Annotated in this window: 17 protein-coding genes and 2 pseudogenes; 10 read left to right on the forward strand and 9 right to left on the reverse strand. The window is 70.5% G+C overall.

Annotated features, from left to right (window positions below; all coding sequences use genetic code 11):
- Nucleotides 1-319: family 43 glycosylhydrolase (locus tag ABZ749_RS05195; protein WP_357222896.1), on the reverse strand; the 319-nt coding region annotated here is incomplete at its 3' end.
- A 206-nt stretch (nt 320-525) separates the two neighbouring features.
- Here ABZ749_RS05195 and ABZ749_RS05200 point away from each other — a divergent pair.
- Complete coding sequence (locus ABZ749_RS05200) at nt 526-1545, forward strand: LacI family DNA-binding transcriptional regulator (protein WP_357202401.1); 1020 nt, start codon at nt 526-528, stop codon at nt 1543-1545.
- A gap of 6 nt (nt 1546-1551) precedes the next feature.
- Here ABZ749_RS05200 and ABZ749_RS05205 read toward each other — a convergent pair whose 3' ends face one another.
- Both ABZ749_RS05205 and ABZ749_RS05210 read right to left on the reverse strand, forming a co-directional pair.
- Entirely contained in the window at nt 1552-2256 is a 705-nt protein-coding gene (locus tag ABZ749_RS05205; protein WP_357202398.1) for an ElyC/SanA/YdcF family protein, read from the reverse strand.
- Nucleotides 2257-2843: 587 nt separating this feature from the next.
- Entirely contained in the window at nt 2844-4178 is a 1335-nt protein-coding gene (locus tag ABZ749_RS05210) for a PHB depolymerase family esterase (RefSeq protein ID WP_357222898.1), read from the reverse strand.
- Between the two features lie 428 nt (nt 4179-4606).
- Between ABZ749_RS05210 and ABZ749_RS05215 the strand changes: the two genes are divergently transcribed.
- Nucleotides 4607-4762: a hypothetical protein gene (locus ABZ749_RS05215; protein ID WP_357222900.1), complete on the forward strand. Its 156-nt coding sequence runs from the start codon at nt 4607-4609 to the stop codon at nt 4760-4762.
- Nucleotides 4763-4987: 225 nt separating this feature from the next.
- Complete coding sequence (locus ABZ749_RS05220) at nt 4988-7048, forward strand: cellulose binding domain-containing protein (RefSeq protein ID WP_357222902.1); 2061 nt, start codon at nt 4988-4990, stop codon at nt 7046-7048.
- A gap of 79 nt (nt 7049-7127) precedes the next feature.
- Here ABZ749_RS05220 and ABZ749_RS05225 read toward each other — a convergent pair whose 3' ends face one another.
- Entirely contained in the window at nt 7128-9887 is a 2760-nt protein-coding gene (locus tag ABZ749_RS05225; RefSeq protein ID WP_357222905.1) for a BTAD domain-containing putative transcriptional regulator, read from the reverse strand.
- Between the two features lie 147 nt (nt 9888-10034).
- Between ABZ749_RS05225 and ABZ749_RS05230 the strand changes: the two genes are divergently transcribed.
- The gene (locus ABZ749_RS05230; protein WP_357222908.1) at nt 10035-10412 is read left to right on the forward strand and encodes a hypothetical protein; all 378 of its coding nucleotides are present in this window, start codon (nt 10035-10037) and stop codon (nt 10410-10412) included.
- Nucleotides 10409-10786 carry a hypothetical protein gene (locus ABZ749_RS05235; RefSeq protein WP_357222910.1) on the forward strand — a complete coding sequence of 126 codons (378 nt, stop codon included), beginning with the start codon at nt 10409-10411 and terminating at the stop codon, nt 10784-10786. The genes ABZ749_RS05230 and ABZ749_RS05235 overlap by 4 nt, the downstream gene beginning before the upstream one ends.
- 126 nt (nt 10787-10912) lie before the next feature.
- On the opposite strand, the gene ABZ749_RS05240 is transcribed toward ABZ749_RS05235, so the two are convergent.
- The 3 genes from ABZ749_RS05240 to ABZ749_RS05250 all read right to left on the reverse strand — a co-directional run bounded on the left by ABZ749_RS05240 (nt 10913) and on the right by ABZ749_RS05250 (nt 16919).
- Nucleotides 10913-13246, reverse strand: coding sequence for a VWD domain-containing protein (locus ABZ749_RS05240; protein WP_357222913.1), 2334 nt, complete (start codon nt 13244-13246; stop codon nt 10913-10915).
- A 17-nt stretch (nt 13247-13263) separates the two neighbouring features.
- A complete protein-coding gene (locus tag ABZ749_RS05245) occupies nt 13264-13866 on the reverse strand; it encodes a hypothetical protein (protein ID WP_357222916.1) in 603 nt (200 codons plus the stop codon).
- Between the two features lie 248 nt (nt 13867-14114).
- Nucleotides 14115-16919, reverse strand: coding sequence for a M14 family zinc carboxypeptidase (locus ABZ749_RS05250; RefSeq protein ID WP_357222918.1), 2805 nt, complete (start codon nt 16917-16919; stop codon nt 14115-14117).
- A gap of 186 nt (nt 16920-17105) precedes the next feature.
- Between ABZ749_RS05250 and ABZ749_RS05255 the strand changes: the two genes are divergently transcribed.
- The 5 genes and pseudogenes from ABZ749_RS05255 (at nt 17106) to mug (ending at nt 22139) form a co-directional block, all read left to right on the forward strand.
- The gene (locus tag ABZ749_RS05255; protein WP_357222929.1) at nt 17106-17471 is read left to right on the forward strand and encodes a hypothetical protein; all 366 of its coding nucleotides are present in this window, start codon (nt 17106-17108) and stop codon (nt 17469-17471) included.
- A gap of 195 nt (nt 17472-17666) precedes the next feature.
- Nucleotides 17667-19760, forward strand: coding sequence for a hypothetical protein (locus ABZ749_RS05260; protein ID WP_357222921.1), 2094 nt, complete (start codon nt 17667-17669; stop codon nt 19758-19760).
- A gap of 10 nt (nt 19761-19770) precedes the next feature.
- On the forward strand, nt 19771-20799 hold the full coding sequence (locus ABZ749_RS05265) for a hypothetical protein (RefSeq protein WP_357222924.1): 1029 nt from the start codon (nt 19771-19773) through the stop codon (nt 20797-20799).
- Nucleotides 20799-21431 (forward strand): annotated as a pseudogene (locus tag ABZ749_RS05270) (SDR family oxidoreductase); the annotation flags it as partial. The gene ABZ749_RS05265 and the pseudogene ABZ749_RS05270, both read left to right, overlap by 1 nt.
- 133 nt (nt 21432-21564) lie before the next feature.
- Nucleotides 21565-22139, forward strand: a pseudogene (gene mug, locus ABZ749_RS05275) (G/U mismatch-specific DNA glycosylase).
- Between the two features lie 9 nt (nt 22140-22148).
- Here the strand turns inward: mug and ABZ749_RS05280 are convergent.
- Both ABZ749_RS05280 and ABZ749_RS05285 read right to left on the reverse strand, forming a co-directional pair.
- Nucleotides 22149-24125, reverse strand: coding sequence for an ABC transporter ATP-binding protein (locus tag ABZ749_RS05280; protein WP_357222932.1), 1977 nt, complete (start codon nt 24123-24125; stop codon nt 22149-22151).
- Nucleotides 24126-24239: 114 nt separating this feature from the next.
- The coding region (locus tag ABZ749_RS05285; protein WP_357222926.1) for an enoyl-CoA hydratase/isomerase family protein at nt 24240-24959 on the reverse strand (720 nt) is incomplete at its 5' end.

Here is a 24959-nt window from a genome sequence, read left to right on the forward strand (position 1 = left end):
CGAAGCTGGCCACGTCGCTGTAGACGAGGTGGAACTGACCGTCGTGGTACGTCAGGTCGGGCGCCCACACTCCGTTGGAGTCGCCGCACCCGCGCAGATCGAGCAGGCGCCGGTCGGTGATGATCCCACCCAGGCTGCGCCAGTTCACCAGATCACGCGAGTGGTGCACGAGCACACCCGGGTACCACTCGAAGGTCGAGGTGGCCAGGTAGTAGTCGTCGCCGACGCGCAGGATCGACGGGTCCGGGTGGAAGCCGGCGAGGATGGGATTGCGGATCGACCGGATAGCGGTCGCCACGTTAGCGATGTCGGTCGACACGAGCGCTCCTCTGGACGGGCTGTCTGGAACTTCCGGAAAATCGCGGTCCTGGATCACTGGAGGCCCTACTTACGCTAGCCGCTCTTTTCGCAATAGGACAGAGGTCTTGACCGCTGGGACAACAGCTCGTAGCGTGCCGGCCATCGATCGGCATTACCGGCGAAGCATTGAAAGTTTCGGAGATCCATAGCTCCGCAGGGGGGACCGTGGGCACGGAGAACGGCCGAAACGTCACCATCGCCATGATCGCTCGGTTGGCCGGAGTCTCCGTGCCCACCGTCTCCCGGGTCATCAACGGCCGCTCCGACGTCGCCCCCGACACCCGGGAACGCGTCGAGGAGCTACTGAACCGGCACGGCTACCGCCGCCGCTCACCGTCACGGCGTACCGACGCCGCCCTCATCGATCTGGTCTTCAACGACCTGGACAGCCCGTGGGCCGTGGAGATCATCCGTGGGGTGGAGGACGTCGGCCAGACCAGTGGCGTCGGCACCGTCGTCTCGGCCATCCACTGGCGCATCTCCTCGGCCAAGCAGTGGCTCGACAACATGCGTACGCGTTCCACCGAGGGAATCATCTTCGTGACCTCGATGGTGAACCCACCGTTGCAGGCCGAGCTGCGCCGGCTCCACCTGCCGGTCGTCATCATCGACCCGGCCGGGGTCGACCCGCAGGAGTCACCCACCATCGGCGCCACCAACTGGGCGGGCAGCCTCAGCGCCAACCAGTACCTGATCAGCCTCGGCCACCGCCGCATCGGCTTCATCGCCGGCCCGCCGCACCTGATGTGCAGCCGGGCCCGGATGGACGGCTACCGGGCCGCCCTCGGCGCCGCCGGGATCCCCATCGACGACGCCCTGATCCGCCCCGGCAACTTCTACCACGAGGCCGGCTTCACCGCGGGTACGCAACTGCTGGCCCTGCCCGACCCGCCCACCGCCATCTGCGCCTCCAGCGATCAGATGGCCCTCGGCGTCTACGAGGCGGTCCGTAAACGGGGTCTGCGGGTGCCCGACGACGTCAGCGTGGTCGGCTTCGACGATCTGCCGGAGGTGCGCTGGTGCTCGCCACCGCTGACCACCGTCCGGCAACCCCTGGCCGAGATGGGCATGCTGGCCGCGCGGACCGTGCTGCGCCTCGCCAGCGGCGAGAGGACCGAGAGCCCCCGGGTCGAACTCGCCACCGAACTCATCGTCCGTGACAGCGCCGCACCAAGACGCTCGTGACCTTGCCTAGTCGATGCGCAACGCGTCGTCGACGCCCGTCTCCCGGCGGCCGAGGTGCGCCGGATCCCGACCGGAGAGTAACTCCAGCGCTGCCTTCAGACAGGCGCCGTTCTCCCGGTACGAACTGAACCACCACGTCTGGGCGTACCGCTTCGCGCTGTCGTCGCCCACGCCGTTGGCGTCGATGCCGAGGCGGCGGCACAGTGCCACGGCGCGCGGAAGGTGGAAGGTCTGGGTCACCACAGTGGCTCGCCGCACCCCGAAGATCCGCTCAGCGCGCGCACACGAGTCGTACGTGTCGAAGCCGGCGTAGTCCGGCACCACCTTGTGCGCTGGTACGCCCCGCTCCACCAGCCATGTCCGCATCGCGGCGGGCTCGTTGTAGTCGGCGTTCATGTTGTCGCCGGACACGAGGATCGCCCGCACCTTGCCGGCGTCGAACAGCCGTCGCGCGATCTCCAACCGAGCGGCGAGGACGGGTGAGGGCGTGCCGTCGGCGTCCACCTTGGTGCCCAGGACCAGGGCGACCGGGGCGTCCGGCACCTCGGACTCGCCGTAGAGGTGGCCCTCCGCGGTGTCGCGGATCCACGTCACGCTGGCCACCGTGCCGCCCGTCAGCACCACGATCCCCACCACGAGCGCGAGGACCGTACGACGGACCAACGGGTGCTCCCCGTACCAGCGTCTGGCCGCGCCGAATCGTCCCCGCATGCCGCAAGGCTATTCCGCCCGCGCTCACGACTGTCGTCGGCGTCGCTGTCGACCCGATGCCGTAGCCGAGCTGCCGTCACCGATACTTCCGTCGTGGCAGTGCCGGTGAGCGGTAACCGCTCCAGGCGACGATGACTATTGTCTATGGACAATCGCTCACTGTTAACGCTAACGTGACGGACAGTCGTCGATGCTCGACCGATCTCAGGCCGCCGTGACGGAGCTGTCGCCATTGGCCCGAGGCGTGACGGATGACGATCGTGGCGTGGGGCGGGTGGCACGTGGCCGGCGCGAGACGGCCCGAGACCACCACCGGGCGACCCGCGCGCCACGCGGCCGAGGCGTGAACGGCCACCGGGATTCCAGGGCACCGCAGCAGCCGGGACAGTCGTGCGACGACGACCGGCCCGCCCACCTGCCCAGCGCACACCGCTGAGCAGTGGCCAACAGCTGGGCCGCCCTGATGGCGACCGTCGATCCCGGCCCTGGCCGCCGGGTTGCGTCCCGCTGTTCGGAGTCCGGGCCCGAGCAGCGGGACGCACACCCGCACGAACAACCGACGGGGTACGCCGCCGTCGGTTACCGCGTCAGCTTCGGGACCACCGCTGGCTGTTCGAGCCGTTGCAGCTCGACAGGACCGCAGGGGTGCCGTTGGCGGTTCCGGCGGCGTTGGGCGTCAGGCACAGGCCGGACTGTGCGTCGGTCACCGTGCCATCGGTGTTGACGTTCCACTGCTGGTTGGTGCCGCCGTTGCAGTCCCAGATGATCACCCGGGTGCCGGGCGAGGTTCCGGCGCCCTCGGCGTCCAGGCACTTCGTGCCGTACACCTGGAGTTGTTTCGCGGCGGTCGACGTCCACTGCTGGTTGGTGCCGCCATTGCAGTCCCACAACGTCAGTTGGGTGCCGTTGGTCTGCGACCGCGACGGGACGTCGAGGCAGCGGTTGGCGCCGGTGTTGCGCAGCGGCGCCGACGTGCCGCCGGGTGGCGGCGTGGTGGGGCTCGTGGTGTCGAAGCCGAGGAACCGGATGGCCTGCGCGGCGTCGAACGGGATGGAGTGGCCGTACCCCTGGAAGCTGATCGCCTCGACGGGCGCCGTGCCGCCGGTGCCTCCGTAGCGGGTACGCGTGGCGCTGGCCTGCGGGGAGTCGGTGAAGCTGGGGGTCTGCGACACGCCCAGCACGTTGGTCCACTGCTTGATCTGCTCGCCGAAGTTGACGTAGCTCAGCGTGGTGTCCGTGGTGCCGTGCCAGATCTGGAACCGAGGACGCTTGCCGGAGTAACCGGGGTAGGCGTTGCGGACCAGGTCACCCCACTGCTGCCCAGTCCTGACGATCCGGCCGCCGGAGCACTCGCTGTTCCACTCCGCGCCGTTGGTGGTGGCAAAGCACCCGAACGGGACCCCGGAGGAGCTGAACCCGGCGTGGAACACATCCGGGTAGAGGCCGACCATGACGTTGCTCATCATGGCGCCGGAGGAGAACCCACCCACGCCGATCCGGTTGGCGTCGACCGGGTAGCGGCTCCGGACGTGGTCGACCATGGACTTGAGGCCCACCGGGTCGCTGCCGCCGTCGCGCCGCAGGGCCTGCGGTGACGAGACGTCCCAACACTTGCTGCTCCGGGTCACCGACGGGTAGATCACGATGAAGCCGTAGCGGTCGGCGAGGGTGCTCAGGCCGAAGCCGCTGTGCACCGCCGGACCGCTGCCGGTGCAGTAGTGCAGGGCGAGGAGCAGGGCCGGCTGGGCCGCGACCCGGTCCGGCACGTACAGGTGCATCTGGAGGTTCGTCGGGTTGGTGCCGAAGTTGGTCACCTGGGTGAGCGTCGCGGCCGACGCCGGGGTGGCGACCGTGACCACTGCCGTCATCGTCGCCAGGGCCGTCGCCAGCGTGGCGGCCAGCAGTGCGATCCTTGATCTCATCGGCGGTTCCTCTTGTCGTGAGTCGGGGACCCGGCGGCAGCATGGCGGTCCGGCGTAGGCGGATCGACGACGGCGCCAGGGTGGCCCCGGGGCGCGCGACGTCCGCCGCGCGTCACCGGCGGCTGCTGACGGAACCTGATGCGACGTCCACCTGCCCCGGGGACGTCCTGACCACTGAGGTCGAACCAGCGAGGGGCCTCCCGGTGAGCCGCGGACGCTGACCGCCTCGCATCGACTGTGAGCGATAACATGCCGTTCGTCAAGCTGTAACGTTCGACGATTGTCGATCTCATGTCGGGGCCTTCACGGCTTCCACTCGCTGGAGGGTGGATGCCACAATGAGGGCGGCGCTCACGTGGTCACCGCTGAGCCCGGGGGAGGGCCTTCCGCAGGAAGCGGACGGTGGGCACGAACCCGGAGGCCGTCTCATGACCCATCTGCCAGACGCTGCTGCCATCTCTGGCATCGTCGAACTGCTCGGCGGCGTGCTGCAACTCGCCGCCGCGGTCGTCACTCTGCTGGCCGCCGTGAGTGTCCGCGGGCGTCGCTCCGGGCGCGGCGAGCGCGGCGAAGACGACGTCTGACGCGTATTGAGATTGCCCAACCGACAGTGCCATTGTGGTACGTCGATGAAGAGCCGCGCGCGCGGGGCTGACGTCCGTCCACTGGGCAGCCGGGATCCAGAGGTGATCTCGGGGGGGCGGTGACACGAGCGATGGACCAACCCGGGTCTGCCGTCCACGAGATCGCCCGTCACCGGTCGCACCCTGACCGGTCGGGCGGCTCATCTGCGCGAAGGAACCCCGCCCATGCGTAAACCGAAGACCCGAGCAGCACTCCTTGCGGGCCTGCTGCTCGCCGCGAGCGCGCTCGCGGGCGTCAACCCACCAACCGCCAGCGCGGCGGCCGATCCGGTCACCGTGACCGTCAACACCCGCGCGGGACTGGCGAGCGTGCCGGACGCCGCTCTCGGCGTCAATCACGCCATCTGGGACTCGAACCTCGGCACCGCCGAGACGTCGGACCTGCTCAGAGATGCCGGTGTGCAGATGATGCGCTACCCCGGCGGCTCGTACGCCGACATCTACCACTGGAAGGACCACACCGCGCCCGGCGGTTACGTCGCGCCGGGGACCGACTTCGACACCTTCATGGCGGCGGTCCGGCGCGTCGGCGCGCAGCCGATGATCATCGCGAACTACGGCACCGGCTCGCCCGCCGAGGCAGCCGACTGGGTGCGGTACGCCAACGTCACCAAGGGCTACGACGCGCGTTACTGGACCGTCGGCAACGAGAACTACGGCAACGGTCACTACGGGTCCGCGTGGGAGGCCGACGACCACCCCGACAAGAGCGCCACACAGTACGCGAGGCTGGTCGTCGAGTACGCCGACGCGATGAAGGCGGTCGACCCGAGCATCAAGGTCGGGGCGGTGCTGACGATGCCGGGCAACTGGCCGGACGGGATCACCGCCGGCAGCGATCCGGGCCCGTGGAACCAGACAGTGCTCTCCATCGCCGGCTCGAAGATCGACTTCGTGGATGTGCACTGGTACCCGGGCGGCACCGCCGCCGAGTCGCTGGCCCGCGTCAACCACCTCCCCGACGCCACCTACCTGCTGCGGCAGCAGCTCGCCAGGTACGCCGGCGCGAACGCCGACCGCATCGGCATCAGCTTCACCGAGCTGAACGTCGACGCCGGCCGGAACACCCAACCGGCCGCCCTGTTCCTCGCCGACGTCTACAGCGGTCTGCTGGAGAACGGTGTCTTCACCGCCCACTGGTGGAACGTGCACAACGGGATGGGCACCGTGACGCAGGTGGCCGGTCAGACCGACTACGGCGACTTCGGGATGCTCTCCAGCGGAGCCTGCACGGAGGACGGCTCGGTCTGTCAACCGCCGCTGAACACACCGTTCGCGCCGTACCACGGGCTGAGCATGATGAAGCTCTTCGCGAAGACCGGCGACCAGTTCGTTCGCGCTGGCACCGACGAGCCTCTGGTCACCGCCCACGCCGTCCGCCGGAGCAACGGTGACCTCGCCGTGCTTCTGGTGAACAAGGACCCGGACAACGACCACCCGGTCACCATCGACTACTCCGGGTTCACCCCGTCGGCAGTCGCGCCGACGGTGTCCACCCTCACCAACGGGGCCACCGGCATCGTCACCAGCCAGTCCGGCTCGGCGACCAGCCGGACACTGCCCGCGTACTCGTTGACCACGCTCGTGCTGCGTGCGGCCGGCACCACCGCTGGACGGCCGACGGCACCGGGCCAGCCGACCGCGAGCGGCGTCACCGACCGCGCCGCGACGATCACCTGGCCGGCGTCCGCCTCGGGCGCCAGCCCGATCGCCAAGTACGAGGTGCACCGGCAGTACGGCGCGGTCAGCGAGCAGGTCGGCGAGACGACGAGCACCTCGTTCACCGTCGACAACCTCGTGCCGGGCAGCAGGTACACCGTCAACGTGTTGGCCCGCGACACCGCCGGACGCGTCTCCTGGGCCTCACCGCCGCTCACCTTCGCCACCGGCAGCCCTGCCGCCAGTACGTGCACCGTCCGCTTCAGCGCCAACAACGACTGGGGCAACGGTTACATCGGTGGCGTCGAGATCATCAACAACGGGTCCAGCCCGATCAACGGCTGGACGCTCACCTGGACCTGGCCCACCGGTTGGCAACAGGTGAGCAGCGGTTGGAGCGCCACCTGGGAACAGGTCGGCACCGCGGTGCGGGTCACGCCCACCACCGACAACCGGCAGATCGCCGCCGGCGGCACGGTGAGCGCCGGCTTCGTCGGCGCGTACGGCGGGCCGAACGTGCTGCCCACGGCGTTCACCCTCAACGGCACCATCTGTAGCACCAGCTGACATCACTGTGGTCCGGCTGACCGGTTCGCCTGGTCGGCCGGACCACCACGTGTCGCATCCGCTACCCGCGGTCGCCGTGTCACGGCGGGTCGGCGCTGTCGAGCCGACGGCGCAGCTCGGCGATCTCCACCGGGTTGTCCTCGGTGAACTGCCGCAACGCCCGCAGCCAGTTGTCCCGGGCCGCCTCGACGTCACCCGCGTCGTGCAGAACGTCGCCCAGCCGGGTCGACGTCTCGGCCACGCCCCACCTGTCATCCGACTGCTCGTAGAGCTCCAGCGCCCTCCGGTAGCAGGCGCAGGCCTCGTCGGAGTCACCCCGCTGATGGTGGACGTAGCCGAGGCTGTCCCAGGTCTTGGCCGCACCGGTCAGGTTGCCGACCCCCTCGTGCAACGCGAGTGCGCGCCGGCAGTGGTCGGCGGCCCGGTGATGGTCGCCGAGACGGGCGTGATCCCAGCCGATGGCGTTGAGGGCCTTCGCCCGCCCGACCAGGTGGCCGACCTCGGCGAAGAGGGCGAGGGCCCGCTCGTCGCACTCCAGCGCCTCCCGGTGCTGACCCTGCCCCTCGTGCACCCAGCCCAGGTAGAGCGCGACGTACGCCTCGCCGGCACGGTCGCCAAGCCGCCCGAACAGCTCGCCGGCGCACCGAAGGTGGTCCAGCCCGTTGGCCAGCTCGCCGAGCTGGTGCAGCGCCAGGCCGAGATCGCGGTGGCCGTGTGCCTCCCCGACGAGGTCACCCGCCCGTGCCGCCGCGGTCACCGCGGTGCGCTGGGCCGCGGCCAGATCCGACCATCGCGACAGCCTGCTGAGGTAGGTGGTGACGGCCCAGGCCAGCCGCCAGGCGTGACCGTCCAGGCCGGATTCGGCGGCCTGGTCGATCGCGGCGAGAAGCACGGGCCGTTCGGCGTCGAGCCACTGCTGTGCCTGCTCGCTGTCGGTGAACGCCGCGACGGCTGTCCCGGCGGCCGGCGGCGGCAGCTCGATGCGGTCCCGATGCGGCTCGATCGTCAGTGCGGCAGCGTGAGCCCCGTGCAGCCAGTGGTCGTACAGCCGGCGCATCGCGGATGCGCGGTCGCTGTCCTCCAGCAGCTCGCCGGCGTACGCCCGCAGCAGGTCGTGGCACGCGTAACGATCCGGACCGGTCAGGTCCACCAGGTGGGCCCCGAGTAGCTCGTCGAGCGGTTCACGTACCTGTTGAACGGGCAGCCCGACGAGACTGGCCACCGCCGGCAGGCTGACGTCCGGGCCGGCGTACAGCGCGAGAAGGCGGAACAGCGCGGCCGCCGGGGCGCTGAGCGCCCGACAGGACGCGGCGATGACCGACCGCACGTCGGCGACGGCGTCGCGGTCGCCCAGGGCGTCCAACCCAAGTTTCTGATCGGTGAGTTCGTCGGCCAGGTCCTGGAGCGACAGGGCCGGGTTCGTGGCGGCCCGGGCCGCCACGATCGAGAGGGCGAGCGGCAGGCCGGCGCAGGCCCCGACGATGCTGCCAGCCGCATCCGCTTCCGTGGAGAGCCGGTCCGCGCCGAGCCGGCCGGCGAGAAGGTGAAGGGCCTCATCCCGGCTCAGACAGCCGAGTGGCACCGGACGGAGCCCTTCGGTCGCCACCAGGCCCGACATCTGATTCCGGCTGGTCACCAGGACCGCGCAACTGGCCGAGCCCGGCAGCAGCGGACGGACCTGATCGGGGTCCCTGGCGTCATCGAGCACAATCAGCATCCGTCGGTCGGCCACCAGACTCCGGTACAGACCGATCTGGGAGTCGAGGTCCGTTGGCACGGCGTCCGGGGCGACGTCGAGCGCGTCCAGAATCGCGCGTACCGCCCCGGCCGGGGTCATCGGCGGTTCGGTGGGGTGAAAGCCGCTGAGGTTGACGAAGAGCTGACCGTCCGGGTACCGGTCGAGGTGGGTGGCTGCCCAGTGCAGCGCGAGCCAGGTCTTGCCGATCCCGCCGGTGCCGCTCACCGCCACTGCGGTAGCGGTCGTTTCCCCGTACGTCAGCAGGGCCGCGTCGAGCTGCGCCAGATCCTCGGACCGGCCGGTGAACGACCCGGACGGCATCGGCAGTTGTCGGGGGACAGGTTGCCCGGCCGAGGGCGGGTCCGCCGCGACATCCGGCGCCAGGATCGACCGGTGCAGCTGCTGGAGATGCGGGCTCGGCTCCACGCCGAGTTCCTCGACCAGCAGGTCCCGAAAACGCCGGTAGTGTTCCAGCGCCTCGGCCGAGCGGCCGGCGCCGGAGAGCGCCAGCATCATCTGGCCGGCCAGGCGCTCGTTCAACGGTTGCCCCGACACGAGCCGCGACAGGTCCGCCAGAACCTCGTCGTGGTGGCCGACCCGCAGCGCCGCATCGACGCGTTCGAGCTCCGCTGTCAGCTTCTCCTGCTCCAGATCCGTCCGCACGGTGTCGAGCCAGAACGCGTCCAGCCCGGAGAACGGGTCACCGCGCCAGAGACCGAGTGCCTTGTCGAACAGGGCGAGGCGGTCGTCCTCGGACCGCTCGGCGCGGGCCTTGTCACGCAGATGACGAAAGCGGTGCAGGTCCACCGCCATCTCGTCGGCGGCCAGCAGATAGCCGCCGGACCGGCGCGTGATCGCCGCGTCGGGAACGTCGGCCAGACTGCGGCGCAAGCGGTACAGGTAGCCGTAGAGGGTGTCCCTGGCGCGTTGCGGTGGGCTCTCGCCCCAGACCCGGTCGATGAGCTGGTCGACGGAGACCGCCCGATTGACGTCGACGAGCAGCGCGGCCAGGACACATTGCTGTCGGGCATGCCCGAGGGCCACCGGACGGTCGTCAACGGTCGCCACGACGTCCCCGAGCAAGCCGAATCGCACCGCCACCCGCATCTCCTCACCGAGGCCCCGTCAATGCCTTACCCCGGTTGGACCAGCGGATACCAGGTCCGTCCCAGACCGACCCCAGACCCCACGCCGATAGTCGGTCGGGACAGCCCAGGACGGGTTGGCAACGAGATGGAGGAGAACGACATGGGATGGCTGAAACGACCGCTCGTCGTCACCGCGACGACTGCGGCGGTCCTGCTGGGCACGGGCGGCATCGCACACGCCGGCACCGACCGGGTGGCCTCGATGTCCGGCGCGAAGGTGACGTTCACCAGTTACGGCGACTCGTTCTCGGTGTGCGACACCGAGACCGACGGGTTGAACGTCTACAACGAGTACAAGTACATCCGCAAGGACGGCAGTCTCCAGCACGACATCGAGTACAACGGCCTCGGGAGCGGGACCTGCGCCTCGTACGACCACAACTTCGGCGAGGGCCGCAGCGTCACCTTCCGTGCCTGCGCCGACATGCCGGGAATCATCCCGGACCCCTGCAGCAACTGGGTGGTGGGTGTCGCATGAGGACGTTCGGGAAGCTCAGTGTGGTAGCCGTCGCCGCGACGGCGACGATTCTCGCGACCGGGACCAGCGCGTACGCCGGGACCGACGCGTCGTCCTCGGTGACCGGCTCGTCGTCGCGGTTCATCAGCTACGGAGACAAGTTCGAGAACTGCGACACGTCCTCGGACGGCCTGATCTCGTACGTCGCGTTCGAGTACGTCCGCATCGACGGATCCCTGCAGACCGGCTCGCACTACAACCCGGGAAGCAGCGGCGACTGCTCGCAGTGGGACCACAACTTCGGCGAGGGGCGCACCGTCCGCTTCCGCTCCTGCGTGGACCAGCCCGCCTGGGCCACCGACACCTGTGACCGGTGGCGGAGCGGCGTCGCCTAGCGTCGGGTGACCTGGTCGCCGACCACGGCGACAGGTCACTGCCCCGCGCGAAGGACGCTCAACAGCCCGTCCCCGACCGATGCCCGGTCGGGGGCGGGCTGGCGGCCTGGCCGACAGACGGCAGGCTCAACCGATCTGACGGACGGTGACCGTCGCCGAGCCGGTCTCGTCGGCCCACGGGTCCAGCACGAGCGTGTACGTGCCGCGCTTCGGCAGCGGACCCGTCTCGAACCGGCCGGTCCCGCCGATGATGCAGCCGCTGCCCATCGGGTCGCCGTCCGGGCCGGTCAGGAGCAGGATGCCGCACCGGTCAGGCAGACTCCCGGCAGTCACCTCGACGGTGACGCGACGACCGGCGTCGGCGGTGAACCTCAGCCGGCTCACCGCACCCGGTCTGCTGACCGTCAGGGTGGCGGCTCGGCCGTCCGCGATGCTGTCGGCCTCCTCGTCGTGGGCGTCGCGTAGCCGCACGTCCGCCGAGCCGGTGTCGGTGGAGGTCCCGTCGACCTCCAGCACGTACCGGCCGGTGACCGGCAGGACGAACCCGTCGACATGTCCCTGGCCGCCGATCACGCAGCCGCTGGTCACCTGTTCACCGGCAGGGTCGCGCAGGCGCAGCAGGTTGCACCGGTCCGGCACTGTGGCGTCGGTGACCTGGAGGAAGATCTTCTGACCGGCGCGGCCGTCGAAGGACAGACGGCTGACCGCGCCCGGTTGGGCGAGCGTCGCCCGGACCGAGGGCCCGTCCAGCGTGAGCGTCTTCTCCTCGTCGGTCACCGCAACGACCCGTACGGTTGCCCGACCGAGGTCGGCATCCCACGGATCGAGCACCACCTGATGGTCGCCCGTGGCCGTCAACGTGGTCGTGTCGATGAAGCCGGCACCGGATATGACACAGCCGGTCGCCAGTTGCCGGCCCTGCGGGTCGAGCAGCAGCAACACGCCGCAGCGATCCGGCACGGTGGCGGCGGGCACCTCCACGAAGATCTTCTGACCGGCCCGGCCCGGCACCTTCGTCGCGGCCGTGGCGCCGGCCCTGGTCACCTCCAGGTCGACATCACCGGCGGCGGGCACGTCGCGCTGCGCGCGGGCGGCGTCCTCGGCGAACGCCACCTGCCCGGTGAGGCCGACGTCGAGCACACAGTCGGCGAAAATCTGCGGGTCGGTGACACCGGCCCGCCGGCAGACGAGTTCGGCGGTGGCCCGGTTGGGCAGGTCCCCGACGGTGAGCAGTCGGTCCGGGAACCGCCGGTCGGTGAACGTGCCGGTGTTCTGCCCCGGCTCGTAATCGAACAGCGACCGTTGCGCCTCGACGCGCCAACTGTCGGCGAAGCCCGGGTACAGCGCCTCGAAGGTGGGCGGCTGCGCCATCCGCTTGCCGTTGCGGACTGTCAGGTCGTCGCCGGGGTCACCGTCATGGTCGCCGAGCAGGCCCTGCAGCGTCCCGGCCCAGGCGGTGGGCGCGCTGACGCTCACGCTCAGCCCCCACACCCCGATCGGCTGCGCGGTCAGTCGCGCGCCGCCCGGCCACTGCACTGTCACAGTGCCGTCTCCCCAGGTGGTGACGGTGCCACCGTGCGGCAGCTTCACCCCGTCCGGCGCGGACACCGGCGCGGCGCCGTTCACCCGGACCGCAGGACCGTCGGGTGTGACGTACACGCCGACCCGGTCACCGGCCACCCGAGCGGCGACTGCCGAGTTGACGGCCACCACCGAGCTGGCCGGGAACATCGTCTGTCGTACCTGGACCTCGAAGTCGTCGGTCGTCGAGCGGGTCAGGACGAATTCACCGGCGGCCTGGAAGTCGTAGCGCAGACCGTCGTAGGTGAGCAGGTGCGGGTCGCCGTTGCTGTTCGCGCACCGGTAACCCTTGCCGATCACCGAGATCGAACAACCACCTCCACCGGGCGGTCGGGGCTTGGGCCGGTCGCAGTCCTTGCCGTTGGACGGGAGTTTCACACCGCTGTACGTCGTGCGCAGTGGCACACCGACGGCCTTGCGGTACGCGTTCTCCGCCAACACCGCGTGCACCTCGGCCGGGTCCACGGTGCTGGCCTGTTGACCGCCCTGCGTGCAGAACTGGCCCCGGTCGGTGTCGTTGGCCTCGTCGAGGGCATGGTTCATCTCGTGGATCAGGGTGGCGCACTGGTCCTCGGTGAAACCCGTTCCCTCCTCCGTCAGCGCCCGCCCGTCGTTCTCCGGCACCCAGTTGATCTGCACGTCACTGCCCGGGACGTACGTCGTGGTGCTGCTCTCCGTACCGAAGATGGGTCTCCGGACTTTGATCTTCTTGCCGGAGCGTTCCAGCTCGTCGAGGACGGCGCCGTTGCCGGAGCCGCGGATCTGTCCGACGCAGCCCGCGTACTCGGCTTGCAGGTCGCTGTCGACGCTGACCACGGCGGACGCCGCCTGTGGGGCGAGCAGCACCAGGACGCCCGCCAGCACGACGCCCGTTCGCACTCGGCTCCGCAACCCGGTCACCCGCCCCTCACCTCGAACGCGACAGTGCCCTGCTCGGCCGTCGCGGCGCAGGCGTCCGCCGGCACACCGCGCAGCGGCGCTCGCAGGTAGCCCAGGACCAGCCGGTACGCCCCCGGTTGGTCGATCGGCCACCACGTGACGGTGGCCCCGCCCCGCCCGTCCGGCGTGGAGGTGGTCAGCGCCGCGCCGACCGGGCTCTGCGGGTCGCTGCCCAGCGTCAGCTCCACCGACCCACGCGGGGGCACCCGGACCAGGTTCTCGATCAGGTACGCGGTGAAGTCCCGGTAGTAGGCCGCGCCGCCAATCGCGGGCGCCACCGCCGTGCCGTCGCGGGTCAACGACATGACCGTCACCGCCCCGTCCGGCACCCGACTGAGTTGGCACTCGGCGTCGCGGTTGTTGACCAGCCTCAGCCGCAGGCTGATCTGCTCACCCACCCGGTACGACGGCTGCGAGGCGCTGACCGTCAGGCCGACAGTCGCCGTGCCGCTGGTCGGTGTCGGTGACGGACGCGACCGTCTGCACCCGACCGTGGTGACCAACAGCAGCACGGCGAGACCGCCGGCGATCACCACCGTCCCTGCGCGGGGTACGCCCATGGGCCGCGAGCCTCCTCCGGGTGCCGACGGTCGGCACAGATCCCGGCCAGCCTGCGCCGAAGGGGGCCGCGAGCGCTGTCGTGATCCGGCCCGGTGGATGTCCGCTAGCCGACCCGGCTCACCCGCCACCGCCTGCGCCGCACGGATTCCGCCGTTGAGCGCCGCCCCACCACCAGATCTTGGACAGTTCCCGTCACGCCGTAACGGAAACTGTCCAAGATCTGCACGGGCTCACGGCCGGGGGTTGGTCAGCCCACCACCGACCGCAGTGGCACCTTGGCGGCGTTCAGCGCGCGTACCAGATCCCTGGCGAACGGGTGTTCGTCCACCTGGAGCCCCTGCGGGTTCGGGATCACGACGTACGCCGAACCGTTCTTCTCGGACGCCTGGGCGTCGGTGGTGAAGCGTTCGACGATCGCCCGGGTGCGCGGCAGGTCGGCGGCCGCCACCTGGATGGTGATCGGCCGCCAGCCGCCGCCCAGGTCCGGCGTCACCGGCGCGGCGGCGGCGCTGGCGCGCGCCGCGTCGACGCCGGCCGGGCGCCGGGCGTCCGATGCGGCTGTCGCCGGGTAGAGCAGCGCGTTGGCGACCAGGTGCAGGCCATTTTCGTTGTACGCGCGGAAGAGCGGATTGAACGCGAACAGCACCGCCCGACCGGCGCCGGTCGGTTCGTCGACGACGGCCGCCGTGCCCTTCAACGTCTCCGCGCCGACGGTGAAACCGTTGGCCCAGAAGGTGTCACCCGTCGGGTAGGTGAGCACGTTCGTTCCGGTGGTGCTCGGGGTGAGGATCGGGTCGCTGTTGTTGAACTCGAAGTCCTCCGCCGGGCGACCCAGCGCCACCGGGCTGTCCCGGTCGACGTCGACGCGCAGGTGCGAGCCGATCACCAGGTAGTCCGCGGGCTTGGTCTTCTCGGTGGTCGAGGTGAGCCCGGCGGTGCGGGCGACCCGCGTGCCCTCGTTGCGCAGCCCGAGGTAGGTGTGGCCCCGGCCGATCCAGTCGCGCAGGTTGGCCTGCCCGGCGGCGGTCAGGCCGCCGGTGGCGCTGCTGCCGTCCGGCACCAGCAGCACGGTACGCCCGGTGAACGCCTCGGTGTTGTCGTTGATGTCGGCAGTGGTGACCGGTGTGAGGTCGAGCCCCCACCGTTTGCCGAGCACGTAACGGGCCTCGCCGTGCGAACCGGAGGTGGTGGAGATGCCGGTGCCCTGGAACAACCCCACGTCGGGCAGGTCGAGGCGGGTGCCGGAGGGCCGACCGCCCGGCGTGAGGGTGACACCGAGCCCCTTGGCCAGCTCGTCCACGGTCCGGCTCACCGTGGCGGCCGGGATGGCGACCCGGCTGGTCGTGAGGTCCCGGACCAGGGGTACGCCACGGCCGAGCAGGGTGAAGGTGAACTCCGCGGCGGCGGCCGAGTCCAGCGGGTACGTGTACGAGCCCGAGGGCCACGCCGCACCGGTGCGACCGCCGGAGACCTTGCGCACCAGTTCGGCCCTCGGCCGGACGGTGTCTCCGGTGTAGATGGTGTTGATGCCCATCAGCAGCGGGTTGCTCCAGGACGACACGTCGTAGAAGTACGGGAACGGAACGTACGGGTCCTCGCCCATGACGGCCTGGATCCAGTGCTTCTGCGGCTGGTCCATCGGAATCCAGTACGCGCCCTTGGGCACTGTCACGTTCGTGGCGCTGCGCCCGCCGAAGACCCGCGCGGTGGGCACCCGGGTCGCCTTCTGCAGCTCGTACACCTCGACGTCCATCCGGCGCAGCCGCTCGACGAGTTGGCGGACGTCGGCGAGCTGCCGGTCGGGCAGCAGGAAGTACGAGCGGATGGTGAGATCCGGCACCGGGAACTGCACCTCGTTGGTGGGCTGCACCACCTCGTTCGGCTCCAGGGTGCCCGCCCTGCCCTGGGCGAGCGCGTCGGTCCAGATGTCGAAGTAGCCGTCCAGCACCTCGCGCTTGTTCGCGGCGGCCCAGCCGAGCGTCGACCACTGGGTGTGGAACTGCTGCTGGACCCGGTCGGCCACCGCCGACGCGCTGCCCTTCTCGTACGTCATGCCGGCCGCGCCGAAGCCGGTGGTCGGCACGGTGTCGCCGTAGCCCATGAAGAACATGTCGTACGTGTCGTAGTTGAAGTAGCACTCGGTGGTGACGGTTTCGTCGCAGGCTCCGTTGAAGCCGAAGCCGGCCTTGTTGGCCTCGCCGATGCGGTTGATCCAGTCCACCGCCTCCCCGGCGATCTCGTGGTGGATCGGATCGGCGTTGGGCGGGAAGAAGTACTGCCGGCCGCCCATCTCGTGTGCGTCGATGAACACCTGCGGCGGGTAGCGGCGCAGCAGTTCGAGCTTGCCGTCGGTCTCCTGTTGGGTGCGGGCGAACCAGTCCCGGTTCAGGTCGAAGCCGAACTCGTTCTGCCGGCGGGTCGCGTCACGGCCGTCCGGGTTCTGGGTGGGGACGATGATGGTGACCAGGTTGTCGTTGCGCTGGGCGACAGCGCAGGACAGACCCGCTGCCAACTCGTACAGCGTCTTGAGCGCCGCGTCGGCGCCGCTCTTCTCTCCGCCGTGCACGTTCGCGGTGACCCAGACGATGGCCGGGCTGTCCTTCGCCGTCCGGGCGGCCGTTCGCGCGCTGGTCCGGCGCGGGTCGCGCAGGTCCCGGATGTCGTCGGCGATCTCGCGGAGCGCGGCGGGCCGCACGTGTCGCTCGTTGGACACCACCGCGTACGGCAACGGCTGGCCGAGCACACTGGTGGTCATCACACCGGTCACGACCCGGTTCGAGGCGCGATCGACCGCCCCGAGGTAGGTCCGGACCTCGTCGTTGGTGACGACCCGCTCCTGTCCCGCGCCGAGCGGGAAGCCGAGCACGGCGTCCGGGCTGGGCACTGTGGTCAGCCGGGCGGTCGGGTCGCTGCTGCAGGGGGTCGGCCGGGCGGGGCTCGCGGCTGCCGGGCCGCTGAGCAGGGGTGCCATACCGAGCAGGAGCGCGATCGTGGCGGCGTTGGCCAGCCGCTTCGCAGGGAGGGTCCAGAACGGACGCGACGATGGGGCCATGTCTCGGGTTCCCTTCTTGGGGGAAAGCCTCGCAGTGGCCGGAGCCTATGGACGGGCGGACGCGACGGTCAAGCTCTGATCGACTTCGGTGACTGCGAGGGCTGCCGAGGGCCACGCCGGCTGGCAGGATGACGGAGTGGGGTTGGCCTTCGCCGGAAGGAGAAGACGTTGCCCGCGTCTCAGGAGATGATCACGCTGTCGGTCTGTCCGGATCTTCCCTCTGCCGATGCTCGACGTTCTCTGGGGTCCTGGCTTCGCGCCGAGGACCGGCTCCGTGACAGTGTGACCACCGCGCCCGCCGCGGGTGCCACTGACGTGCTGCTGGTCGCCGTCGACGGTGGCGGCGCCGTCATGGTGCTGGTGCAGGCGATCGCCGGCTGGTTGACCCACCGCCGCGAGGACGTGGCGGTGCGGCTCACCGGTGCGGACGGCTGGTCGGCCGAGTTGGACGTCCGCGGTGCTCGTGACATGGATCAGGTGACAGCGCTCATCGAGGCTGCGGTGCGTGCTCTGGCCGATCACCGACCGACGGTCGAGACGAACGACCGCTGAGCCGCTCCGGCCCGAGCAGGTCGACCGGCTGCCCGCACCCGACAGTCGTCGACGTACCACCCGCCTCGACGATGACCGATATCGATCGCTGCGCGATCACCCGGCCGCACGCTCCGAAGTGGATGCATGTCGGGTTCTCGACCCAGCGCTACCGCCCGAATCCCCTTGCCCGGACAGTGCACTGCGCCGGAGGAGGTGGGGAAGTTGGGGCAACCGACGGGCGAGACCGTCATGATCCGGGACTGGTTCAGTGTGCCGCGGGTGTCCGCCGAGAACCGGGCGGCGGTCTACGGCGTACGGACCCAGGATCCGCGGGTGGAGTTCGTCGCGCTGACCGTACGGTACTGGGTGGACGCGCACGCCACCCGCTCGATGACCCGCGACCGGGTGTTGCAGGCGATGACCGGCCGGATCTCCGCCGACAACGTCTGGGACCTCGTCGCGATGCTGGCGAGGCTCGGGCTGGCCGAGGAGTTCTTCGACCTGGCGGCCTCCGATGTCGACACTGACGGCGCGTTCCGACGGTTCCTGCTCGGCCTCGACCCCGCGCTGCTCGACGCGATGCGCCACTACGCGGCCTGGAACGGCATCAATCCGAAGCTGTTCCTCGACGGCTTCCTGGTGGGCGTCGGGGAATCGTTGGCGACTGTGGTGGTCGACCTCGGCAAACTCGTCCAGCTGGTCGGTCGGCTCCAGCAGGAGCAGTTCACCACCCTGATCGTGCTCACCGTGGACCCCCGGGCCGGCCTGCGACGTCTTGCCGAGCAGGCCACCGTCGTCCGCGAGGCGCTGACCGGCGTCGTGGCCGCGCTGGACCCGAGCACAGTGCCCGAGCGGCTGCTGGCGCTCTGGCGCGGCTGGGCGACGGAATTCGGGCGGCACCTGGAGGATCTCGACCCGTTCGCCGCCGGCCGGCTGCTCGGCCGGATCGCCGGCGACCTGTTCCAGGTGCTGACCGGCCTGGTCCACCTGGTCCGGCTACTCGGTGGCGTGGCGGTGCGCGCCGCGATCCGCTACGTGCCGCTGCTGATCGTGGGCGCCCGGGAGGCCGCCGCCGAGGTCCGTCTCCTGACCACCCAGATCGCCGCGCTGCTCGTCGCGATCGGCCGGGCGGCACTGCTTGCCACGCCGCAGGTAGGCCTGGCGGTGCTGCGTACCCTGTTCCCCCCGAAGGTGCTCGACGCGTTGTTCCGGCAGGGCCGGGCGCTGCTCGTCGACGCCGAGCTGACCCTGACGGTGTTCAACCAGGCCGCGCACGCCGAGGCGTTCGCCGGGGCGGGTGCGGGCGCCCGGCTCAGCGCGCTGATCAGCGCGGACGGCAAGCCGGTCCTGATGGCGTGCATGTCGGAGACCGTGTCGTCGGCCGGTCGTTCGGCCAGCCGAGCGGAGCTGAACCAGGCGCTCGACGAGATCATCAAGCGGGTCGAGGACCTGCGCGAGCTCAAACCGCCAAAGACCCCCCGCGACATCCGGGCCGCCGCGGTGCGGGCCGCCATCGCCCGTCAGCTTGAGCAGCGCCTGACCACCGTGTTCAACCGGGCGTTGCAGACCGCCGCGTACGAGGAGTTCCGCGCGCTGCGGAAGGCCGGGCAGGCGCAACCCTGGCGGCTCGGCCAACAGGTACACCGGCGGATGGCGGCCGAGACCGCCCAGTTGGTCGCGCGCTCACCGGGGTTGCAGCCGTTCGCGGAGAAGTCGCTCGCCACTGTCGTCGAAGCGGTCCGCGCGGCCAACCCGGAGCTGGCTGCGGCCCTGCGTGGCTCCGACGCGGTGCTTCGGCAGACGGTCGCCCAGCTCCTGCTCAGCCACCCGGACCGGGACCTTCTGCTGCGTCTCGTCGGGTTCACCAGGAGCCCGGCTGGGGCCGGCGCGGAGAAGGCGTTGGCCACCCACCTCGCCGAGCGGTTCGGCTGGAAGGCGTCCACCACCGTCGGTGAGCTTCGCAGCGACCTGCTGTTGGTCGATTCGGAGGCGGCCCGGGTCACCAACGTGGACTGGACCGCGTCGACGAAGCTGGAGCGCTTCGAGAAGACGTGGGGCACGGTCGCCGACGACCTCGGCGAGGCGTTCGACGGTCGCTGGGAGGCGATCGCGGACGCCTACCAGCGGGCCAGCAAGGGCGGGGTGCCGGCTGAGGTCGTCGCCGGCCTGGAGGAGCTGACGGCGCACGCGGTGCGGGAGACCGTCGTCCGGCAGGCCGCCCTCAGCCAGTTGTTTCCCGGGTTCTTCGTCACCTCGCACGAAATGACCTACCAGGGTCTGCACGCCCTTTTCAAACTGCCACTCTAGAGGAGCACCGATGGGTGAAGTCGTCGTCGCCGAGGCGGACCTGGCGACGCTGGGGTTCAGTAACGCGCACTCCGACCGCTACGTCTACTCCAACTACTTCGTGCCGGTCCAGCTCACCTTCGACGACGGGCAGACGCCGCTGCTGCCCTTCTACGTCAAGCAGGCGTTGATCGAGGCGATGCGGTACGGCGGGCTCTCCCAGGACCGGCTGCCGCACCTGCTCAAGGAACTCGGTCTGTCGGGGCTGTGGAAAGCCAACGACATGGAGGCCGCCGAGGCCGCGCTGCCGGGGCAGGACTCCGGCATGATCTACCGGGAGCCGCCGGCTCGGCGCCAGAGCATCCTCGGCGACCAGGAGGCGGAGTTCGTCGCCGGCCTGCTCCAGTCCGACGTGGGCATCGCGTTCCTCGACCGGACCCGGATCAGGCCGGTGGGCTTCGCGCTCGGCGAGCACGTCTACGCGCTGGCGCTCGCGCCCGGCGAGGAGGCGGTGCTGGAGCAGCGCACCTACACCAAGCGTGAGCTGACCCTGGAGGAGCAGGACGAAACCGAGAGGCAGACGGACGTCGAGCTGACCAGCGCGCTCACCACGGAACTGCAGGAGGGCTTCGAGCGGCAGAAGTCGCTCACCGACACGTGGGGGCTCAACGCCAGCCACACCGGCCAGTACACCAGCCCGACCGGCGTCTGGGGCACCTTCAACGCCAGCCACACGATCGGCTACACGCGCAGCGTGACGGCGGCCAGTCAGGAGACCAGCCGCCGTGCGGTGAAGGACAGTCAGACCGCCACCTCCAAGGTCGCCGCCCGCTATCGCACCCAGCACAAGACCGACTTCAAGTTGGTGAGCGAGACCGGCATGGAGTCGACCTCGAAGCGGACCGTCCGCAATCCCAACCGGGTAACGCCGATCACGCTGCACTATTTCAAGGTGCTGCAACGCCTGGAGCTGGCCCACGAACGGTACGGCGCCCGGGTGTGCTGGGCGCCGACGGTGAAGGACCCGGCGCTGGCGTTCGCCAAGAAGATCACGGGGTGATCGCCGCCGCCGCGCAGCAGCTGGGCGGCCCGGAGCACGCCGTCGGGCTGACCGCGGACCTGACCCACCCGGAGACCCCGGGGCAGCTCGTCGCCGCCGCCCAGGAACACTTCGGCCGGCTCGACGGCGCGCTGATCTCGGTCGGTGGACCACCGCCGGGCAACGCCGCAGCGGTCACCGACGAGCAGTGGCGGCTCTCCTTCGAGACCGTCTTCCTGGGCACCATCCGCGCCGTACGCACTGTCGCCAACGCCCTGCCCGAGGGCGGCGCGATCGGGTTGGTGCTCTCCACCTCGGCGCGTGGCCCGGTGCCCGGTCTCGGTATCTCCAACGGTCTGCGGCCCGGCCTGGTCGGGGCCGCCAAGGACATCGCCGACGACTACGGTCCTCGTGGGGTCCGGGTGGTCGGGCTGTTGCCCGGCCGGATCATGACCGACCGCAACCGGGAACTGTTCGGAGCGACCGGTGACCCGGAGCGAGCCCGCGCCGAGGCGGAGGCCGGCATCCCGCTGCGCCGCGTCGGCGACCCCGCCGAGTTCGGCCGGGTGGCCGCGTTCGTGCTATCCCCCGCCGCGAGCTACCTCACCGGAATCACCCTGCCGGTCGACGGCGGCGCGCTGCGCGGGCTGTGACAGCCGAGCGGGCCGCACGGTGACGCCGCCAGAGCCGGCCCCACACGACGACCCGGCCGTCGATCGACTCGCCATCACGGAAGCCGGGCTGTCGACGCGACCAGGACACGCCGACGTCCAGGAACCCGAGTCGATCGAGGCACGGCGTTCCGGCCCGACCCGGCCCTCCCGCGCGGACCTCGCGGCAGCCGCGGACCGGACGATTCCCGACGTCCTCGCTCCCGGCCTGGAGGTGCTCTTCGTCGGCATCAACCCGGGCCTGTGGTCGGCGGCGACGGGCTGGCACTTCGCCCGCCCCGGCAACCGGTTCTGGCCGGCGCTGCACCGGGGCGGGTTCACCCCCCGGCTGCTGCACCCCAGCGAACAGGACGAGTTGCCAGCGCTCGGGCTCGGCATCACCAACATGGCCGCCCGGGCCAGTGCCCGCGCGGACGAGCTGAGCACCGAGGAACTCCTCGACGGCGCGGCGATCCTGACCGACAAGGTGGCCCGGTGCCGGCCGCGCTGGGTGGCAGTGGTGGGGGTGACCGCCTACCGGATCGGTTTCCAGCGGCCAAGGCCGCCTTCGGGCCGCAACCGGAGACGCTGGCCGACGCGCGGCTGTGGGTGCTACCCAACCCCAGCGGCCTGAACGCGCACTTCACCCCGGTCACCCTGGGCCTGGCGTTCGCCGAGTTGCGGGCAGCGACCGAGCTACCAGCCCTGTGATCGACGACGTCAGTTGGCGGCGGCCGGTGGCAGCACCTCGTCGGCGCGGTAGGTGCCCAGCGGCATGACCACCGGCTCGGCACCGGTCGCGTCGACGAACGGGGTGGGCGAGTCGGCGACCGCGAACTGGGTGCGGTACAGCTCGGCGTAGAGCCCACCGACGGCCACCAACTCGTCGTGCCGTCCCCGCTCGACGACCCGTCCGCCGTCCAGGACGAGGATCTGGTCGGCGTCTCGCACTGTGGAGAGCCGGTGCGCGATCACCAGCGCGGTCCGCCCGGCCAGCGCCACCGACAGCGCCCGCTGCACCGCCGCCTCGCTCTCCGAGTCAAGGTGAGCGGTCGCCTCGTCGAGGATCACGATCGACGGTGCCTTGAGCAGCAGTCGCGCTATCGCGATGCGCTGCTTCTCGCCGCCGGAGAACCGGTAGCCGCGCTCCCCCACCGTGGTGTCCAGACCGTCGGGCAGCGCCCGAACCAGATCGGCCACCTGCGCCCCGGCCAGGGCGGCCCAGATCTCGTCGTCGGTGGCGTCCGGCTTGGCGTAGCGCAGATTCTCGGCGATCGTCTCGTGGAACAGGTGCGAATCCTGAGTGACCACACCGATCTCGTCGCGCAGGGAGGCGAGCGTCGCGTCACGCACGTCCACGCCGCCGACGAGCACCTGCCCGTCGCTGACGTCGTAGATCCGGGAGATGAGCATCGACAGTGTCGACTTGCCCGCCCCGGACGGGCCGACCAGCGCGACCATCTGCCCCGGCTCGACGCTGAACGAGACCCCCTTGAGCACCGGTTCGTTGACGGTCCGGTCGAGGGTGGCGACCTCCTCCAGGGAGGCGAGGGAGACCTCGGCGGCGCTCGGGTAGCGGAAACGCACGTCGCGGAAGTCGACCCGGCCGGCGCCCAGGGGCACCGGTACCGCGTCGGGCTTCTCCACGATGCCCGGCTTGAGGTCGAGCACCTCGAAGACCCGGTCGAAGGAGACCAGCGCGCTCATCACGTCCACCCGGACGTTGGAGAGCGCGGTGAGCGGACCGTACAGGCGGGTGAGCAGCAGCGCGAGCGTCACCACGGTGCCGGCGCTGACGCCGCCGGTCACCGCGAGCCAGCCGCCGAGACCGTAGGTCAGCGCCTGCGCCAGCGAGGCGACCAGCAGCATCGCCACGAAGAAGGTGCGGGAATACATGGCGGACTGGATGCCGATGTCGCGGACCCGCTCGGCACGGTCGCCGAACCGGCGGGCCTCGATCTCGGGCTGGCCGAAGAGCTTCACCAGCAGCGCGCCGGCCACCCCGAACCGCTCGGTCATCGTCGCGTTCATCTTGGCGTCGAGGTTGTACGCCTCGCGGGTGATCTCGGCCAGTCGCTTGCCGACCCGACGGGCCGGAATGATGAAGATCGGTAGCAGCACCAGTGACAACGCGGTGATCTGCCAGGAGAGGGTGAACATCACCGCCGCGGTGAGCACCAACTGGATGACGTTGCTGACCACACCGGACAGGGTGGAGGTGAACGCCCGCTGGGCGCCGAGCACGTCGTTGTTGAGCCTGCTGACCAGGGCGCCGGTCTGCGTGCGGGTGAAGAACTGCAACGGCATCCGCTGCACGTGGTCGTAGACCCGGGTGCGCAGGTCGAAGATGATGCCCTCACCGATGCGGGCGGAATACCACCGCTGGGCCAGCGACAGCAGCGCGTCGGCGACCGCAAGCGCGGCGATGAACAGGGCCAGCCGCACCACGAGCCGCCCGGCCTCGGTGCCGCCCTCGTTGATCGCGTTGATCACGTCGCCGGCGAGCACCGGAGTGGCCACGCCGATGATGGCGGCCAACACCACGGTGGCCAGGAAGACGACGATGTCGCGCCGGTAGGGGTGGGCGAAATCGACAATGCGGCGGGCCACGCCGCGCTTGAGCCGGTGGGTGGAGACCTCATCGCGGTTGCGCATCGACCGGAGCATGCTCCACCCGGCCATGCCACCGCCGGACATCGGGTTGGACATCGTTCACCTCCGGGTTGCCGGGCAGACCGCACCGTCAGGTCAATTCTCCCGACGAGTGTGACAACCTCGGTCGTAACCCGGATCTTCCCGTGCGGTCCTTACCTATTCTCCAGTGCCGGCGAGGTCACGCAGCCGACGGGTCTGTGCCTCCCGCTCGGCGCGCTGCTGGTCGGCGTGCGACCGCCCGGCGGCGCCGGCGAGCAGCGCCTTGATCTCTACCACCGCGTCGCGGGCTCCGGAGAGCAGGCCGGCGGTCAGATCCCGCACCGCGCCGTCCAACTCGGCCGGGGATACGACCAGGGTGGCCAGCCCGATCCGGTCCGCCTCGGCGGCGTCCAAGCGGCGGCCTGTCGCACAGATCTCCAACGCCCGCGAATAGCCGATCAGCTCGACGAGGCGTTTCGTCCCGGCCAGATCCGGCACCAGGCCGAGGGTCACCTCGGCCATCGACAACTTCGCGTCCGCGGACAGCACTCGCAGGTCACAGGCGAGCGCAAGCTGAAAGCCGGCACCGATCGCGTGGCCCTGCACGGCCGCGACAGAGACGACATCCGGCCGGTGCAGCCAGGTGAAACCGGCCTGGAACTCCGCGATGCGCTCGGCGCACTCCTGCTCGGGCAGCGCGGCCAGCTCAGCGAACGACCCCGGACCGGAGGCACCCGCCACCGCTAGATCGAGGCCGGCGGAGAACGCGCGACCCTCGCCGCGGACCACCACCACCCGCACGTCGCCGGGCAGGTCGCGGGAAAAGTCGCTCATCGCTCGCCACATCGCGGGCGTCTGGGCATTGAGCACGTCGGGCCGGCACAACGTCACCGTGGC

This window comes from Micromonospora sp. NPDC047753 (genome assembly GCF_040642735.1).
Taxonomy (GTDB): domain Bacteria; phylum Actinomycetota; class Actinomycetes; order Mycobacteriales; family Micromonosporaceae; genus Micromonospora.